The organism is Kitasatospora brasiliensis, assembly GCF_032654805.1.
GTDB lineage: Bacteria > Actinomycetota > Actinomycetes > Streptomycetales > Streptomycetaceae > Kitasatospora > Kitasatospora brasiliensis.
On record NZ_JAUOOW010000003.1, the window covers coordinates 311,344 to 329,494 of the forward strand.

Here is an 18,151-nt window from a genome sequence, read left to right on the forward strand (position 1 = left end):
GACCCGGTTGCTCGACCCGGCCGGAGAGGCTCTGCCCGCCCTGCGGGGCCCGCCGGGCGGTGGGGCGCGCGGCCGGCTGGAGAGTGGCGGAGACGGCCCGGACCAGCCAGGCGTCGACCGACAGCCCCTCCCGTGCGGCGGCCTCCTCGATCCGGGACTTCAGCTGCTCCGGCGGGCGGAAGTCGATCCGGGCCGTGGCGCCCTCCTCGCCCTGGACGGGCGCGCGGCGGGGGCGCTGCCGTGCGACAGTGCGCCGTACCCGCTCGCCTCGATGTCCTCGGCGGCGGGATCGGGCGCCGGCAGGGTGACGACGAAGCCGGGGTCGAGTCCGTTCAGCCGCAGGTCGACCGAGCCGGGGGCGATGTCGCGGGTGATCTCGCTCGCGGCGTCCGACAGCACGTTGAGGAAGGCGAGCCGGGCGGTGGACCCGAGCGGGCCGATCAGGCGCTCGGCGAGCGCGCGGGCCTCGTCGCCGCCCGCCTCGGCCGCGACGAGGAGATCGCGGCGGAGGGTGTCGACGTACCGCGTCACATCCATTGCGCCATGCTGTAACCCGGCATTTCGCCGCCCCTCGGGCGCGGCGCTCGGGGTGGGCGGCTCCCGGGATCCGGGTGCCCGCCCGCGCGCGTTCCGCGGCTCAGTCGCTGTCGCCCTTGGCGAGCAACTCGTCCAGCTCGTTCAGCAGTTCCGTGGCGCGGGCCTGGCCGGCCTCGTCCAGGTGCGGGAAGGTCTCGGCGAGGGCGGAGTCGACCGGGCGCTTGCCGTAGTCCTCGAAGGTCTTCTGGTGGGCGTCGGGGTGCAGCCGGACCCGGGTCTGCCGACGGTCCTTGGCGTCCTTGTTGGCCTGGAACACCCCGGCCTCGACCAGGTCCTGGACGATCTTGGAGACCCGGCTCTGCGCCAGTCCGGCGCGCTGGCTGATCTCGCCGATGGAGCTGTCCGGGTAGCGCGCCACGTTCTCCAGGACCGCGAGGTCGCCGACGGAGATGGGCGAATCCTCCCCGCCCCGGCTGGCCTTGAGGGCGACCTCCCGGAGCTGCCGGGCAAGTCGGTGCAGTCGCAGAACGTCCATTCGTGGATCCTACCGGTGAGTTCGGGTCGACCTTGCTCTGGTGAGTGCGCGGGGCTAAATTATCTCCCGAGATGCATCATCCCGTGATGCATTTGGCGGCAAACCTCTGCCGAAGGAGAATCGTGGGCTGGACTGACTGGGCCGTCTCGCTCGGGCTGATCGCGCTGGTCCTGCGCCAGATCCGTGGGAGGAAGACCACTCCACTCGGCCTGGTGTGGCCGGTGGGACTCGTGGTGTGGGCGGGATTCGAGTACTTCGGCGACTTCCCCGCCGAGACCTCCGACCTGCTCTTCGCGGGAACCCTCGGCGCGGTGGGGATCGCGCTCGGCGTCGGCTGCGGCCTGCTGACCAAGGTCCACCGCGAGGGTGACGACGTGGTCGTCCGCGCGACCGCTCCGGCCGCCGCGCTGTGGATCATCGGCATGGCCGGCCGGCTCGCGTTCGGCATCGTCGCGCTGCACGGCGGCGCCGAGGCGATCGGCCGACTGAGCGAGCGGCTGGACATGCACTCCGCCGAGACCTGGCCGACCAGCCTGATCCTGATGGCGCTGTGCGAGGTGGTCTCCCGTAGCGGGCTGCTGCTGTACAAGTACCGGATCGCCAAGCGGAGTCGGCCGCAGTCGGACGCCCCCGCCGCCCGGGAACCCGATGTCTCCCTGGGCTGAGGCGCTTGCGCCCTGACCGACATCAGGCCGGAGGCCCGGCTCGGAGCCGCCGCCCGCCTGTGGAACTTCCGAGCCAGGGACGATGTGATCAGATGAACGACCTGTACGTGGCCGGCGTCGGCGTCTACCTGCCGGCGCGGCAGACCGCCGAAGAGGCCATCGCGGCGGGCGGCTACGACCCCGAGGCCGCGCGCGCGGACGAGGTCGAGTCGGCCTGCGTCGAGACCGAGCTGTACCCCGCCGAGATGGCGGCCGCCGCCGGGCGCGACGCGCTCGCGATGGCGGGGGAGGGCTACGGCGAGGTCCGCGCCCTCTTCCACTCCTACGTCGACTACCAGGGCGCCCGCTACTGGCAGGCCGCGCCCTACGTCGCCCAGCACACCGTCGGCTCCTCGGTGCCCTCCTTCGACGTCGTCCAGGAGTGCAACGGCGCGATGGGCTCGCTGGAGCTGGGCCGCCGCTTCGTCAACGGACCCGAGGACGCGGTGCTGGTCACCACCGGGGACCGCTTCGACAACCCGTGGATCTCGCGCTGGTACGGCGACCAGTCGGTGCTCGCCGACGGCGGCAGCGCGCTGCTGCTCAGCGGCGCCGGCGGCTTCGCCAAGGTGCTGTCCGTCGTGACGCTGGCCGAGAACTCCCTGGAGGCCGAGGCCCGCGGCGGCGGCTTCTCCTCCGGCGCCGACCTCTCGCCGATCGACTTCGAGCAGATGCGCAAGCGCTTCCACGAGGACCAGGTCCCGATGCTGGAGCACTACGGCCGGATGGAGGCGCTGCTGCACGCCTGCATCGGCAAGTCGCTCGCCGAGGCCGGGGTCACCGCCGAGGACCTGACGTACGTCATCCCCGTGGTCACCACCAAGTGGCGCACCGAGATCCAGCTGGACCGCTTCCTCGGCCTGCCGCTGGACCGCTCCACCTGGGAGTTCGGCCGCACCACCGGGCACATCGGCACCGGCGACCAGTTCATCGGCCTGCACCACCTGCTCACCACCGGCAAGCTGAAGCGCGGCGACCGGGTGCTGCTGCTCGGCGGCGGCACCGGCTACACCCTCACCTGCTCGGTGCTTGAGATCGTCGAGGACCTGTGACGATGGACGCAACCCTCCCCAGACCCGGGCGCCTGTGGGACGACGCCTTCGAGGAGGTGCTGCTGTCGGCCCTGCGCGAGCAGGGCGGCGCGGAGCCCGATCCCGACACCCCGTTCACCTCCTACGGGATCACCTCGCTGGGCATCCTGACCCTCGGCCGGACGCTCTCCGAGCGCTACGGCATCCCCCTGGGCGCGTTCAACGAGCGGGCGTTCCGTACGCCGCGCTCGCTGTGGTCCTTCGTCGGCGAGCACAGTGCGGTCTCCGAGGAAGAAGCCCCGGCCGTCGCCGGGAGCGGCCCGGTCGTCAGCGGCGAGGGCCCGGCGCCGGCGGGCGCGGCGGTGTGCCCGCTGGTCGAGCGGTTCCTCGCCTCGGCCCGGCGGCACCCGGACGCGGTCTGTGTGATCGACGGTGCGACGACCTACCGCTACGCCGAACTCGCCGTCCAGGCGGGGGCGCTGGCCGAGCGGATCGGCCGGGGCGGCGTGGTCGCCGTGCTCGGCGAGCGGGAGGCCCCGACCTACCGCGGCTACCTGGCGGCGCTGTTCGCCGGGGCCACCGTGGTGCCGCTCTCGCTCGACTTCCCGCCGGAGCGCAACGCCGCCATCCTGGCGCAGGCCGGGGCGCGCTGCGTCGTGGTCGCCGACCGGAGCGACGACCCGCCGGTCGCGGCGCAGCTCGCGGCGCTGGACGGGCTGGGGCTGGAGGTCGTGGACGGCCTGGCGGTGCCCGCGACCCCGGCGCCGGCGGCCCTGCCCGTCGCGCCCGCGGTGGATCCGGACAGCGTCGCCTACTACATCTTCACCTCGGGCTCGACCGGGCGCCCCAAGGGCGCCGGGACCACCCGCCGCAGCGTGGACGCCTTCCTGGACCAGGCGCTGGCGACCTTCGGGGCCGGTCCGGGCGACGTCTTCTCCCAGTGCCACGGGCTGACCTTCGACTTCTCGGTGTTCGAGCTGTGGGGCGCCTGGAGCACCGGCGCGGCCCTGCTGGCCGTGCCCCGGATGCGGGCGCTCGACCCGGCGGGGACGGCGGCCCGGTACGGGGTGACGGTGATGGCCTGCACGCCCAGCCTGATGGCGTCGGCCGGGGCCGCCGGAAACCTCGCGCCGGGCAGCATGCCGGGCATGCGCCATGTGGTGATCGGCGGCGAGCCGCTGCCGGTGGACACCGTCCGGCTGGTCCAGGCCGCGGCGCCGAACGCGGTCGTCGACAACGTCTACGGCCCCACCGAGGCGACGATCTGGGTCACCACCCACCGGATGGCCCCGGGCGACCCGCTGCCGGAGAGCCGGATCGTGCCGATCGGCACACCGGTGTCCGGGATGGAGCTGCGGCTCGACGACCGGGGCGAGCTGCTGCTCGCCGGGGCCCAGGTGTTCGGCGGCTACCTCGACCGGGAGCTGAACGCGGTGAAGTTCACCGCGGACCGGGACGGCCGGCGCTGGTACCGGACCGGCGACGTGGTCGAGCGGGCCGAGGGCGGGCTGCTGCACCACCGGGGCCGGCTCGACGACCAGGTGAAGATCCGCGGCTACCGGGTCGAGACCGGGGAGATCGAGCGCGCCGCCTCGGGCTTCCTCGGCGGGGCGCGCACCGCGGTGCTGTGGGAGTCGGACTGGGCCCACGACGCGGAGTTGGTGCTCTGCGTGGAGGCGCCCGAGGTGGACGAGGCCGAGCTGCGCCGCCGGCTGGGGCAGGTGCTGCCCGGCTACATGGTGCCCGGCCGGGTGGTCGCGGTGGACGCCTTCCGGCTCACCGCCCACGCCAAGCTGGACCGGGCCCATCTGCTCCGACTCGTCGGGCGGGGCTGAGAAGCGAGAAGCCGGCTCGCCGTCGTCCACCGCGATGCGGTGGGGGGCGGCGAGCCGGCTGATTTGCGGTCGTGATGACGGCCCGTCAGAACCCGGGCATCGGGAGGGTTCTGACGGGCCGGGCCCTCAGACTCGTTCGAGTCGGCGGACGTGGGCGGGCAGTTGGGCGTTGCGGTCCGGCAGGCCCAGCTGCTGGAGTCGGTCGAGGATGCTGAACGGCTGGTACCCCAGCCCGGAGATGTTGTGCATGATCTTGTAGCAGAGCCGCTCGTTGCGCCCGTGGCGGCCCAGGATGTACGTGGAGCGGGCGAAGCGGAGCTTGGTGGCGGTGTCCGTGAACATGTCGGCGAAGCGGTGGCTGAACTCGGAGATCGTCCCGACCTCCGCCCGGCGCTTGACGCCGTAGCTGCGCAGGGCCCGGTCGACGCGGGCGGAGTCGGCGTGGTCGACGCCCTCCAGCAGCTCGGTGAGCGCGGCCGAGTCGGCGATCGCGGCGTTCATGCCCTGGCCGGCCATCGGGTGCACCGCGTGGGCCGCGTCCCCGACCAGCGGCGCGCCGGCGCGGTGGAAGTCGGGGGCGATGAAGCGGCGGGCGGAGAGCACCCGGGAGGTCTCCAGCCCCCGGCGGGCGGAGTCGTGGACGGGCGCCAGCGCCGGGCACTCGTCGATCACGCCGTCGAGCCAGGTGGGCAGTCCCTGCTTGCCGATCCGGTTGACGAAGCCGCGGGGGACCTGGAGGTAGAGCCGGCCGCCGTCGTGCGGCATCGGGTACATGACGCGCATGCCGGCCGCGGTGACGAAGGTGGTGGCCTGGGTCGCCAGGTGGGGCTCGTCGACCAGGTCGATCGCGACCACCTGGTGGGCGTACGGCGTCGTGTCGACGACGATGCCCAACTGGCCGCGCAGCTTGGACGCGTGGCCGTCGCCGACCACGACGAGCGGCGCGTGGATCTCCTCGCGCTCACCCCCCCTGCGCAGCTGCACACCGTTCACCCGGCCGTCGGAATCGCGGGTGAGCGACTCCACGGTGACCCGGCGGCGGAACTCGACGGTGTCCGGCAGGATCGCCACGAAGTTGTCGAGGATCCCCTTGTACGTGTGCGTCATGCAGTAGTTGTAGTCGCCGGGGAGCCAGCGGTACTCCATGGCGCACAATTCCTCGCCGGTGGCGGTGGCGCAGGACAGCCGGTCAATGGCCCGGCCGCCGGCCTCGCGCAGGGGTTGCAGCGCGCCGAGGCCGTCGAGGATGCGGAGCGAGCCGGGCTGAAGTAGTTCGCCCTTGAACGTTTCAACGGTGTCATGAAGTTTGTCCAGGAGGAGGACGCTCTTCCCCTGTCGGCCGAACATGATGGCCGCGGCGATTCCCCCGGCCCCGGCTCCGCAAATAATCACGTCGTACGTGTGCATAGTCCTGGACATGCGGCGAACAATAGCGGTCTGCCTGTCTGATGGGTAGACAGCTGATCGTCAAATCACGTTCCGGGAGGGCACAGCTACACTGCGGCGCCGGGCATGTCCGTTCCACGGACAAGTGTTTGACATGGCGCCAGCGCCGCCGATAATCTCCGATCACCTGGTGATGGATCTCGTTTGGATTCGTTACCAACGCAGGGTTGCGCCAGGTTGGCGGCCCTGCTGATGTATGGACGGCGGGGGATGTGGAGTGAAACGCTTTGTCCGCTTCCGGATAGGCGTCGAATCATCTGTCGAACTGTTTCCAAGCCATTCGAATGGAATTTCCTTCGGATTCTTCGGCAGTTCGACTTCCTTTTCCCCTGTTTCGTCTTCCCGTGCGTCGTGCCACGACTTGCATTCCGCTGAACCGTCATCGTGACCCGCCGGACCGGGCAGATGGATTGGGGTAGATATGCAGAAGTTGTCTTTTCCTGAACTGTCGGGGAGAGCGTCCGTCGAAGACGGTTTCCTTTCCTACGGTCCCACCGAGGAAGTGTCGAGCCGAAACCGCGTCGCCTACCTCGCCGATCTGGTGCTCCAGCGCCTGCGCGGCGACTGGACCGACGGTGACCGGCTCGCCGAGGTGTGCAGCTACGCGCTGGTGACCCCGGGCAAGTACTTCCGGCCGATCCTCCTGCTGGAGAGCGCGGCCGCCGTCGGCGGCGACCTGCACCAGGTGATGCCGGCCGCGGCCGGCACCGAAGGCGCGCACCTGGCCAGCCTGATCCACGACGACATCATCGACGGCGACCAATTCCGCCGCGGAATGCCCGCCGTGCACGCCAAATACAGCCAGGCCGACGCCATCGTCGGCGGCGACGCGCTGATCTTCTACCTCTTCGCCGCCCTCGCCACCTGCGCGGCCAATGGCGTGGAGGCACACCGCATCGTGCGGGCCATGGCCAAGGCGGCCCAAGCCGGCGCCGACCTGTGCGCCGGCCAGATGATGGAGGAGGAGATCCGGCTCAACGGCGACATGCGGATCAATTCCTACCTGCGCATGATCGAGAACAAGACCGCGGCGCTGTTCCGGGCGTCCTGCGACATCGGCGCCACCCTCGGCGGCGCCTCCCCGGAACAGGCGGACGCGCTCGGCCGCTACGGCACCTACCTCGGCGTCGCCTTCCAGATCTGGGACGACCTGCTGCCCTACATCGCCACCTCCGAGGAGGCCGGCAAGTCGAACAGCAGCGACCTGGCCAACCGCCGGCTCACCCTGCCCATCCTGCTCTGCCGCGCCGAGGGCGGCCCCGAGGCGGCCGCCGAGATCGACCGGCTGATGAACGGCGGCGGCGACATCGAGGAGCGCCACCGCCGCCTGCTCGCGCTGCTGACCGAGCACGGAGCCGTCGAGCGGGCCGGGCAGGAGGCGCGGAAGTTCGCGGCCGACGCCATCGACGCGCTCGACGGCCTGCCCGACAGCCAGAGCAAGCGCAGCCTGGAGTACTTCGCCAAGACGGCGGTGAGCAGGTGCCGATAGAGCGCCCCACCCCGCGCACCGCGCTCTTCGCCCACCTGGAGACCTGGCGACCGTACACCGCGTTCTACGTCGGTCTGGTCGGCCTGGCCGGTGCCCTGCTGGCCACCCCCCACCCCTCGGTGGCGGGGTGCCTGGCGGCCTGGGCGATCCCGACCCTCGGCTGGCTCGGCGGACTCTACGGCGGCGACTACTTCGACCGCGAGCTGGACGCCCGGGCCAAGCCGCAGCGCCCGATCCCGTCCGGCCGGATGTCCGCGACGACGGCACTGGGCTGCTTCCTGTCCTGCAGCGCGGCCGGCGGACTGCTCTCGCTCGCGCTCAACTGGCGCACCGTCCTGCTGGTGTTCGGCGCGCTGGCGGCCGGGGTCGCCTACAGCAAGGTGTTCAAGGCCCGTGGGCTGAGCGGCAACATCGTGCGCGGCAGCATGACCGCGCTGGCCTTCCTGTACGGCGCCATGATGGTCGGCGACTACCCGCCGGCCCGGCTGCTGCCCGTCGCGCTGGTCTTCTGGCTGCACGACGCGGCGTCCAACCTCGTCGGCGCCGTCCGCGACATCGACGGCGACCGCGAGGGCGGCTACCGCACCTTCGCGGTCGACCGCGGGGCCACCCGGGCCTCGGCCACGGCCGCGCTGCTGCTCGCCGGGGCGTACGCGCTGGCCGCGAGCGCGCCCGCGATCCTCGGCCGGTCCTGGCAGACCGGCTACGTGGTCGCACTGCTGGTGGCGGCCGCGAGCGCCGCCGCCGCGGTCGGCCCGCTGCTGCGCCCGCACGGGGAGACCCGCCCCCAGGCCTACCGGGCCCACGCGGTGCTGGTGATGACCCGCATCGTGCTGGCCGGATCGTTCGCGCTCTGGTCGCTGGGCCCGGCCCTGGGCGCGCCCCTGACCGCGGCGGCCGTCGGCGCGACCTGGGTGAGCCAGCGGCTGCTGCGGGCGCGCCACGAGTTCGGCACCCCCGACGCTGCCGCCGCCGGGGCGCCGGCCGACGAGGCCGTGACGCCGGAACAGGTCCTGACCTTCGTCCGGGGCCAACTGGCGCTGCTCAACGGCGATCCCCAGCTGCTCGCCGGGCTGGCGAACTGGGAGCGCCTGATCGACATCCGGCTCTCGGAGCCGCAGTCGCGGATCCTGCTGCTCGCGGGGGGCGGCGAGGTCCGGCTGCTGGACGACGAGACCGAGGCGGGGCCCGCGGCCGAGCGGGTGCTGACCATCACCACCACCGGCGCGGTGTTCCGCGACATCTTCCTGCTCGGCCGGACGAACCCGCGGCGCGCCTACCTCTCCCGGCGGCTGACCATGGACGCCCCGGCCGCCGACATGATCCGGCTGAACCAGCTGTTCAACAGCTTCCGCCGGCTCTCGGCCCCCTCGGAGGCGGCCGCGACCGCCGTCCTCACGGTGACGGAACCGGCCCCCGCCGGCGCCGGGACCAGGAGCACCGAGCCGCAGCTGCCGGGCGCCGTGGTGATCAGCGACACCACGCTGCGCGACGGCGAGCAGATGCCGGGCGTGGTGTTCTCACCCGCCCAGAAGCTCGAACTCGCCCGCCGCCTCGACGCCTTGGGCATCCCGCTGATCGAGGCCGGCTTCCCGTCGGTCTCCGCCGAGGAGGCCGCGGCCATCCGCGGCATCGTCGACCTGGGCGGCGACGCGCTGATCCAGGCGATCGCCCGGCCGCTGGACCGCGACGTGGACGCCGCGATCGAGACCGGCGCGCACAGCATCGCGATCTTCATCGGCACCTCCGAGAGCCATCTGACCAGCAAGCTGCGGATGTCCCTGGACGAAGTGCTGACCAACGTCGACCGCGCCGTGCGCCGCGCCAAACGAGCCGGACGTCAGGTCGTCTTCGCCGCCGAGGACGCCACCCGCACCGACCACGACGTGCTGGTCCGGGTCTGCCTGGCCGCCGCCGAAGCCGGGGCGGACTCGCTCGGCCTCGCCGACACGGTCGGCATCGCCCACCCCGCCTCGATGGCGGCCATGGTCCGCGCCGTCGCGGCGGACTGCCCGCTGCCCCTCGCGGTGCACTGCCACAACGACCTCGGCCTGGCCACCGCGAACTCCCTCGCGGGCCTCACCGCCGGCGCCTCCGGAGTGCAGTGCAGCGTCCTGGGCATCGGCGAGCGGGCCGGCAACGCCCCGCTGGAACAGGTCGTCATGGCCCTCGGCACCGCCTTCGGCCACGACACCGGACTGCGCCTCGGCGAACTCCAGCCGCTGGCCGAGTACGTCGCCGACCTCGTCCGGGTGCGGGTGCCGCCGTACCAGTCGGTGGTCGGGGCCAACGCCTTCACCCACGAGAGCGGGCTCCACCTGGACGGCATCTCCCAGGACCCGAGCACCTACGAGCCCTACCGGCCCGAACTGCTCGGCCGGACCAGGCGCATCGTGCTCGGCAAGCACTCCGGCGTGTCCGCGGTGCGCACGGTGGCCGACTCGCTCGGCCTCGCCCTCGACGCCGACGAGGCCCGCGCGACGCTGGCCGCGATCAAGCGGGCCGCGCACAGCGGCGAGCTGGACCGGGCCGCCGACGCCGCCCAGACGATACGCCGCTACGCCCCCGCCCCCGCCGCCGCCGGCCTCGCGACCGCGGCCCGCTCCCCCCTCGACACTCCTGTAGGTGACCACCGATGACCACCAACGCGTCCGCCGAGAGCGCCCTGCGCGCCGACCTCGACCAGGCCCTCGCCGAGACCATCGACGCCCTGTTCGAGCTGCAACGCTCCGACGGCAGCTGGGAAGGCCGCCTCTCCCCGAGCGCCGGATCCACCGCCGACGTCGTCATCGCGATGCACCTGGCCGACCCCGAGGGCTGCGCCGACCTGATCGAACGCGGCGTCGACTTCCTGCTGCGCACCCAGGGCGAGGACGGCGGCTGGGGCGACGACGTCGACACCGGATCGACCCTGAACGGCACCGCCCTGACCGTCGCCGCCCTCGCCCTGGTCGTGCCCGAGCGCGCGGCCGAGAACATCCGCCGCGGCTGGCGCCGGGTCGAAGAGTTCGGCGGCATGGAGGCCGTCCGCGACGTCCAACAGTGCTCGCTGACCGTCCTCGTCCACTTCTACCTGGCACTGGCCGGCCTGGTGAGCGACGAGGACCTGCTCCGGGTGCCGATCGAGATCGCCCTGCTGCCCGCACCGCTGCGCAAGAAGCTCACCTTCGCGATGCCCACCGCCATGGCCTGGGGCCTGATGGCCGCGGACCGCCCCGGACACGGGCGGATGCGCCGGGCCATCAACCGGGCGGCCACCCCCAAGGCGATCGAGTACCTCGTCGGCCTGGTCGGCTTCGAAGGCCCGAACGGCGGCTTCGTCGAGTCGCCGATGATGTCCGCCAACGTGGTGATCGGGCTGACCATCGCCAACCAGCGCCCGGACATCGTCGACCACTGCCTGAAGTACTTCCGGGCGACGATCAAGCCGGAGGGCGCCTGGTCGGTCACCCGCGACCTGGAGGTCGACGCCACCAACTTCATCACCGTCGGCATGCAGCACGCCGGCCTCGGCGACGACGCCCGGGTGCGCAAGGGCCTCGACTGGATCCGCGGCGCCCAGCGCCCCGAAGAGTTCATCTGGACCGGCGCGCCGTCCGGCGGCTGGGGCTGGGGCCTGCCCTCCGGCTGGCCCAACAGCGGCAACACCGGTGACGCCGTCATCGCCCTCTCCGGCGGCGGCGCCGACGTGAGCGACCCGCAGGTGCGCCAGGGCGCGGACTGGCTGCTCAAGCAGCAGAACTACGACGGCTCGTGGAGCTGCTTCGCCCAGGTCGGCCGGATCGCCTCGCTGGACCCGTCGTTCGCGCTGGTCGGCAAGGCGCGCTCGCCCAAGGTGCTCTACGGGCCCTGCGCCGTGATGTCCGCCGAGGCGGTCTCCGCGCTCGGACTCTCCGGCGCCTGCCCGCAGGGCGACCCGCGGCTGGTCCAGGCCTACCAGTGGTTCCGCTCCATCCAGCGGGCCGACGGCGGCATCGACAACAAGTGGTACACCGGCCGGGTCACCGGCACCGGCTCCGTGCTGCGCGCCCTCGGCGACATCGGCCTCGGCCACACCGAGGTCGCCCGCCGCGGCGTCGGCTGGCTGCGCCTCAACCAGAACCCGGACGGCGGCTGGGGCCAGACCCCGGCGCCCGACGGCCCATCGACCGCCGAAGAGACCGCGATGGCCATGCTCGGCCTCGTCGCCGTCGGCACCGACCCGCTCGACCCGGTCCTGGTGCGCGGTGCCCGCTGGCTGATCGACAACCGCAACGACGCCGCCCTGTGGAACCCCAGCCTGGTCGGCGTCTACTTCCTGGAACTGCTCTACCGCCACGACCACACCGCCAACGGCTACGCCCTCCAGGCACTGGCCCGCTACCGCGAGGCGCTGAACGCCTGAGCAAGGCGATGAAGAGGCCCAGGTCATCCACCGGATGGCCTGGGCCCTTCTCGTTCTCGCGGGCCCTCGTGGCCAAAGGCGCGGGGCCGTTCTTGATCCGGTGTTGATCGACCGCTGACAGGGTGGGCCGGTTCGTCCCGTCGACCCGGCCGGCGGTGCCGACGATGCGAAGACCACCTCAGGTAAGGAGAGAAGAACCGTTGAACCCTGATCGTGCGCGCGGGAGAAGCCCGCGACGAGATGCCGCCGTCCGGCGGCGACGGGGCCGAATAACCGTCTTCGCCGTCCTGGCGGCGCTGCTCTCCGGCCTGTTGTCGGTGGTGTCCTTCCCCCAGGCCGCGGTGGCCGCGGTGCGGGACCACACCATGGCGACCTTCAACATGCACTACAGCGGGGACCGGTGGCAGCACGGGGTCTATTCGATCGCGAAGAATGTCGAGTTCCTCGCCTTGCAGGAGGTGAGGGACGAAGACGCTTGGGACACGGAACCGGCAGACGGCGTGGCCGTGCAGCGGACGACCAGGGTCAACGGGTACACCGTGCAGCGCTTCAGGTGGGTCAACTGCACGGGCGAGCTCGTCGGCCACGACTGTGTCATCTACAAGCTGAACTCGACCTGGCAGGACAGGGACGACAAGTGGAAAGGAAGGAACCGGTCGCTCGCCATCGTCGTCAATCAGCCCCAGGACGAGGTCACGGAGGTGAACGTGATCGAGCGGCTGGGGCCGGACGACCGCAATCCGAAACCGGCCCTGGGCATCAGACTCCGGGACGGCACCTGGATCTACAGCATGCACGCGACGAATCGCTCCGGTGCGGCGCAGAACAACAACGCCCCCGACATACTCAACGCGATCGCCCAGGTGTCGGGACCCCACTGGGCGGTGATGGGGGACTTCAACCGCACCCCCGAATCGCTGCCCGCCCTGCCCGCCGGCAGTGAACTGGTCCGCTCCGAGCTGCCGACCCACCCGGTCGGCGCCCCGACTTCCGAGCTCGACTACATGGTGGCCAAGGGGCTGCCACAGGTTCACCAGTACACCGGGTTCCGCCTCACCTTCGAGCAGAGTTCCGACCACTACCCGGTGCAGTTCCGCAACAACACCACCAACCAGGGCGCCCCGCGCACCGTCTGTGGCCTCGACTTCATGCTGCGGGCGGCGGCGACGACGGAGTGCGGGTCGGGGAAGCTCCCCGCCACCGTGTCGATGGGCGACAGCTACATCTCCGGCGAGGGCGGCCGGTGGGCCGGCAACGGCAACGCGAAGAGCGCCGGCGGCTCCGTGTACGGCACGGACCGGGCCGCCTACGCGCCCAGTTGCGGCGACGAGACGAACAACTGCGGCAAGACGTACGAGGAGGTCTACGTCGACGACTCCTGGGACAACGGCTGCCACCGTTCGGACACCGCCGAGATCAAGAGCGCGGACATCGCCGGGATCCCCGAGTGGCGCAGGTTCAACCTCGCCTGCTCCGGTGCCGAGACCAAGCACGTCATCAGTGAGGGCCTCAAAGGGGAGCGGCCGCAGACCGAGCAGCTCAAACAACTGGCCGCGCAGTACGACGTCAAGGTCATCGCGCTGTCGGTCGGCGGCAACGACCTGAAGTTCTCCGAGGTCCTCACGAGTTGCGCCCGCCGGTTCCTGCTGGGCGATGGCCCGTGCAAGGACTCCCAGCAGCCCGCGATCACGGCGCGCCTGGCCGACATGCGCAAGGGGGTCGAGGACTCGCTCGACGCGATCCGCGGCGTCATGCGCGGCGCCGGCTACGCCGACGGCGACTACACCGTGGTGCTCCAGTCGTACCCCGCCCCGCTGCCACGGGCGTCGGAGATCCGCTACCCCGGTGACCACTACGACCGCTACACCGAGGGCGGGATGCCCTTCTACGACGCCGACGCCGACTGGACCCACGACGTCCTCATCCCCGAGATCAGCACGACCCTGCGCGACGCGGCGAGCGCCAAGCAGGTCGCCTTCCTCGACCTGAGCGGCGCGTTCACGGGGCACGAACTGGGCGCGCGGCAGGCCCGGCAGGCCACCGCCGACAACTCGCTGGCCAACCCGCTGCCCGCAGACAAGGCCGAATGGGTCCGCTGGGTGCCCTACCTGAACGACTTCACCGGTCAGATAGGCCACGAGCCCCAGGGCGACCAGAGCGAGGCCGTCCACCCCGACGCCTACGGCCAGCAGGCCCTCGGCGCGTGCCTGGCGGCGGCGCTGACCCAGGCCTCGCCCGGGCCGAGCACCCAGAGCTTCCGCTGCGGGGGCACCTCGGGCGGCCCCGGGGACATGCGCGTCGGTCCGGCGGCGATCGACGCGGCGTTCCTGGACCTGTCGGTCAAGGACAGCGCCACGCCGGTGATCCGGCTCTTCTCCGGTGGCCGGACGGCGAGCCTGAACTTCGACCCGGCGCACCCGGAGGCCGCCACGCTCTCCCCGTCGAGCGACTTCCCCGAGCCGCAGCACAGCGTGCTCAGGAACATCGACTCGGCGGTGTCCACCCTCGGCAGCGTCGGCACCTTCCTCGCCTTCGACAAGGCCGGGCAGTACGCCCGGTTCAAGCCGGGCCCGCAGGGCGTGGTCGATGCCACGGTCGCGGTGGCGGACCAGCCCAAGGCCATCGGGGACGCCTTCCACGCCCTGCGCGGGACGGTCTTCGAGAGCGGCATCGACGCCGTCTTCAACGTGCCCGGGGAAGCGAGCCTCGACAACGAGGTCTTCATCTTCAAGGGCAGCCAGTACGCGCGGTTGCGGGTGGACCTCGGCGGCACCGGAGACAGGATCACCAACGGTCCGATGCCGATCGCGGACAACTGGGGGAACCTGAGGACCAAGGCCCCGGACTTCACCCAGGACCTCGACAGCGCCTTCCAGATCGGGGCGTTCGCCTACTTCTTCAAGGGCGACCGGTACATCAAGGTCAAGGTCACGCCCGATGCGAACGGGGACCAGGTGGTGGAGGGCCCCCGGCCGATCTGCGACGGCTTCAAGCCGCTGTGCGGCACCGTGTTCGGCGGCGACCGGCCCACCGCGGGCCACGGCGGGCAGCCCCCGCGCAGCGCCCGCTACTCGACCGTGTCCTCCGGGACGGACTCGGCGATCGACCTGGCCGGCGGCAACACCGCCGCCGGTGCCCGCATCGTGGCCTGGACCCCGGACGGGACGAAGGCCAACCAGCAGTGGGTGCTCGGCGAAGTGAGCAGCGGCAACTGGCAGATCGGCAGCGCGCTGGCCCCGGACATGGTCCTCGACCACAACCAGCAGAACCACCACGCCGTGCTGTGGAACGCGGGGAACGGCAAGCCGAACCAGCTGTGGCAGTTCGAGGCCGCGGCGAACGGGTGGTTCCGGATGCGCAACGGCGCCGATCGCAGCTGTCTGACCGCCGGGAGGATGGGCGACGACCTGACCCTGACGGCCTGTGACGGCAGCGCGGCCCAGCTGTGGAAGCTGTCGTTCACCACGCCGCCCAGCCAGACCGGCGACCCGTTCGACGGCGGTCCCGACAACCGCACCGCCAAGCCCGCCGTCTCCGGTCCGCAGTCGGCGTGCCGGCCGGACGGGATGGCGGCGACCGCCGGTGTCGACGCGCGGTACTGCGATGTGTACGACGCCTCGGGCCGGGAGTGGCTCGGCGGTGGCGGGCAGGACAAGCGGGTGGTGGGGTACTTCACCGGTACCCGGACGGGCGCCAAGGGCGAGCCGCGCTACCTGGTGAAGAACATCCCCTGGTCGAAGGTGACGCACGTCAACTACGCCTTCGCCGGGATCGTCGACAACCGGATCTCGGTCGGGAACACCGAGGACCCGGCGAACGAGGCCGTCGGGCTGACCTGGCCGGGCGTGCCGGGCGCGGAGATGGACCCGTCGCTGCCGTACCAGGGGCACTTCAACCAGCTGGCCAAGTACAGGAAGCAGCACCCGCAGGTGAAGTCGCTGATCTCGGTGGGGGGTTGGGCCGGCAGCAAGGGCTTCTACGCGATGGCGACCAACGCCGACGGCAGCGTGAACCAGGCCGGTGTCGACACCTTCGCCGACTCGGTGGTGGGCTTCCTGGACCGGTACAAGGAGGCCTTCGACGGGGTCGACATCGACTACGAGTACCCGACCGCGCTGCCGCAGACCGGCAACCCGGACGACTGGGGGGTGGCCGATCCGCGCCGCAAGGGCCTCCAGGCCGGCTACAACGCGCTGATGAAGACGCTGCGCGCCAGGCTCGACAGGGCGGGCGCCGACCGCGGCCGCTACTACCTGCTCACCTCGGCGGCCTCCGCCTCCGGCTACCTGGTGCGCGGCTACGACGGCGGACAGGCCTTGCAGTACCAGGACTTCGTCAATGTGATGGCCTACGACCTGCACGGCTCCTGGAACGGCTACGTCGGCCCGCAGGGCCCGCTGTACGACGACGGCAGGGACAACGAGCTGGCCGCGGCCGGGGTCTACGACGCGGCCAAGAACCCGGAGTTCGACCGGACCGGCTACTTCAATGTCGACTGGGCGTACCACTACTACCGGGGCGCCCTGCCGCCGGGCCGGATCAACCTCGGCATCCCGTACTACACCCGCGGCTGGCAGAACGTCGGGGGCGGCACCGACGGGCTGTGGGGCACCTCCGCGCTGGCCGACCAGGGCGGGTGCCAGCCGGGCACCGGCACCCGGGCGCCGTGCGGCAACGGCGCCGTCGGCATCGACAACATCTGGCACGACCTGGACGCCAAGGGGAGGGAGGTCGGGGCGGGCACCAACCCGCTCTGGCATGCCAAGAACCTCCAGAACGGCATCGCCGGAGGGTATCTGTCCGCGTACACCGACCCGGGCCAGGACGCCGGCCGGCTGAAGGGCAGCTACCTGGAGAAGTACGATCCGACGCTGCGGGCCTCCTGGCTGTGGAACCCGGACAAGAAGGTGTTCCTCTCCACCGAGAACGACGCCTCGATCGACGCCAAGACCGCGTACGTCAAGGACAACGGCATCGGCGGGGTGATGATCTGGGAGCTGGCCGGCGACTACGCCAAGCGCCCGAACGGCGAGTACGGGATGGGGTACGACGTCACCACCCGGATCGACAGGGCGTTGCACGGCTCCGGCCCGTACCGCGCCGAGCGGGCGGGGAACACCGAGCCGCCGAGCCAGGTGGTGGACGTGAAGGCCGAGTTCGTGGACTTCGCCACCGACACCAAGGACATGTGGCCGGTCCAGCCGACGCTGCGGATCACCAACAACAGCGGCACCGCGCTCACCCAGGGCACCGAGCTCTCCTTCGACCTGCCGACCTCGGCGCCGCCGCTGGTCAAGGACGGGGCCTGGCAGAAGCTCCCCGGTGTCACCGCCGGGCGCAGCGGCCCCAATGTGGGCGGCCTGGGCGCGGACTTCCACCGGGTGACGGTGAAGCTGGAGTACTGCCAGGACATCGCCCCCGGCAAGTCCCTGGACCTCCCGGTGAAGTACTTCCTGCCCGCCACCGGGCCGTCCGACGTCACGGTGCGCGTCAACGGGAAGGACTACGGCAGCACCGGGGACAACCGCCCCGGCACCACCGTGGTGAGCCCGCCGCAGGGCTCCGGCGCCGGCTGCCGGGCCCCGCAGTGGGACTCCTCCCGCAGCGGCGACAAGACCCGCCCGTACAGTCCGGGCGGCGGCCGGAGCTGGACGCTGTGGGACAAGGGCGGCGGGAGCTGGCAGTTCGAGCGCGAGGCCGGGTCGGTCATGGACCACAACACGCGTGAGCACCGGGTCGGGCTGTGGCAGTCGGTGGCCGGCAACGGCAACCAGGCGTGGAAGGTCAACGCCTCCTCCTTCGGCTACACGGTCGAGAACGGCGGCCTGTGCATGACGGCGGGTGACGTCACCGGTGATGTCACCATGGCCGGGTGCGACGGCAGCGCGCGGCAGCAGTGGGAGCTGGTCACCACCGACCCCGCCACCGGGACGGACGGCGGCCCCGGCGCGCCGCAGCACGGCAAGGCGTTCAAGCTGCGGGCCAGGACCGGTGTCTACGCCGAGGCGGCGATGGCGAGTCCGGCACCCGACACCCATGTGGTGAGCGGTGACGCGGCCGGGACCACCTCCGCCACGGTGTGGTGGAACGGCGCCTACTGGCGGGCCACGTACTGGACGATGGGAGAGCCGGGCAAGGACCCGGCCTGGCTGCGGATCGCGGCTGGGAACTGATCGGGCCGGGGGCCCGG

Annotated in this window: 9 protein-coding genes and 1 pseudogene; 7 read left to right on the forward strand and 3 right to left on the reverse strand. The window is 71.8% G+C overall.

What is annotated here, in order from left to right:
• Positions 1–13: 13 nt before the first annotated feature.
• Together QWJ13_RS13845 and QWJ13_RS13850 are read right to left on the reverse strand one after the other, a co-directional pair.
• Positions 14–537: pseudogene (locus QWJ13_RS13845) on the reverse strand (hypothetical protein); the annotation flags it as partial.
• 100 nt (positions 538–637) lie between these two features.
• Positions 638–1,072 carry a MarR family winged helix-turn-helix transcriptional regulator gene (locus tag QWJ13_RS13850; protein ID WP_316524314.1) on the reverse strand — a complete coding sequence of 145 codons (435 nt, stop codon included), beginning with the start codon at positions 1,070–1,072 and terminating at the stop codon, positions 638–640.
• 122 nt (positions 1,073–1,194) lie between these two features.
• On the opposite strand from QWJ13_RS13850, the gene QWJ13_RS13855 reads away from it, so the two are divergent.
• The 3 genes from QWJ13_RS13855 to QWJ13_RS13865 all read left to right on the forward strand — a co-directional run bounded on the left by QWJ13_RS13855 (position 1,195) and on the right by QWJ13_RS13865 (position 4,642).
• A complete protein-coding gene (locus QWJ13_RS13855) occupies positions 1,195–1,737 on the forward strand; it encodes a hypothetical protein (protein ID WP_316524315.1) in 543 nt (180 codons plus the stop codon).
• 92 nt (positions 1,738–1,829) lie between these two features.
• Positions 1,830–2,828: a ketoacyl-ACP synthase III family protein gene (locus QWJ13_RS13860; protein ID WP_316524317.1), complete on the forward strand. Its 999-nt coding sequence runs from the start codon at positions 1,830–1,832 to the stop codon at positions 2,826–2,828.
• 2 nt (positions 2,829–2,830) lie between these two features.
• Positions 2,831–4,642, forward strand: coding sequence for an AMP-binding protein (locus QWJ13_RS13865; RefSeq protein WP_316524319.1), 1,812 nt, complete (start codon positions 2,831–2,833; stop codon positions 4,640–4,642).
• Between the two features lie 126 nt (positions 4,643–4,768).
• On the opposite strand, the gene QWJ13_RS13870 is transcribed toward QWJ13_RS13865, so the two are convergent.
• Positions 4,769–6,061: an FAD-dependent oxidoreductase gene (locus QWJ13_RS13870; RefSeq protein ID WP_316524321.1), complete on the reverse strand. Its 1,293-nt coding sequence runs from the start codon at positions 6,059–6,061 to the stop codon at positions 4,769–4,771.
• 529 nt (positions 6,062–6,590) lie between these two features.
• Here QWJ13_RS13870 and QWJ13_RS13875 point away from each other — a divergent pair.
• The 4 genes from QWJ13_RS13875 to QWJ13_RS13890 all read left to right on the forward strand — a co-directional run bounded on the left by QWJ13_RS13875 (position 6,591) and on the right by QWJ13_RS13890 (position 18,134).
• Entirely contained in the window at positions 6,591–7,577 is a 987-nt protein-coding gene (locus QWJ13_RS13875; protein ID WP_316524323.1) for a polyprenyl synthetase family protein, read from the forward strand.
• Entirely contained in the window at positions 7,568–10,216 is a 2,649-nt protein-coding gene (locus QWJ13_RS13880; protein WP_316524325.1) for a UbiA family prenyltransferase, read from the forward strand. The genes QWJ13_RS13875 and QWJ13_RS13880 overlap by 10 nt, the downstream gene beginning before the upstream one ends.
• Positions 10,213–11,961, forward strand: a complete 1,749-nt coding sequence (locus QWJ13_RS13885; RefSeq protein WP_316524327.1) for a prenyltransferase/squalene oxidase repeat-containing protein — start codon at positions 10,213–10,215, stop codon at positions 11,959–11,961. The genes QWJ13_RS13880 and QWJ13_RS13885 overlap by 4 nt, the downstream gene beginning before the upstream one ends.
• Positions 11,962–12,161: 200 nt before the next feature.
• Positions 12,162–18,134, forward strand: a complete 5,973-nt coding sequence (locus QWJ13_RS13890; RefSeq protein WP_316524329.1) for a glycosyl hydrolase family 18 protein — start codon at positions 12,162–12,164, stop codon at positions 18,132–18,134.
• Positions 18,135–18,151 lie beyond the last annotated feature (17 nt).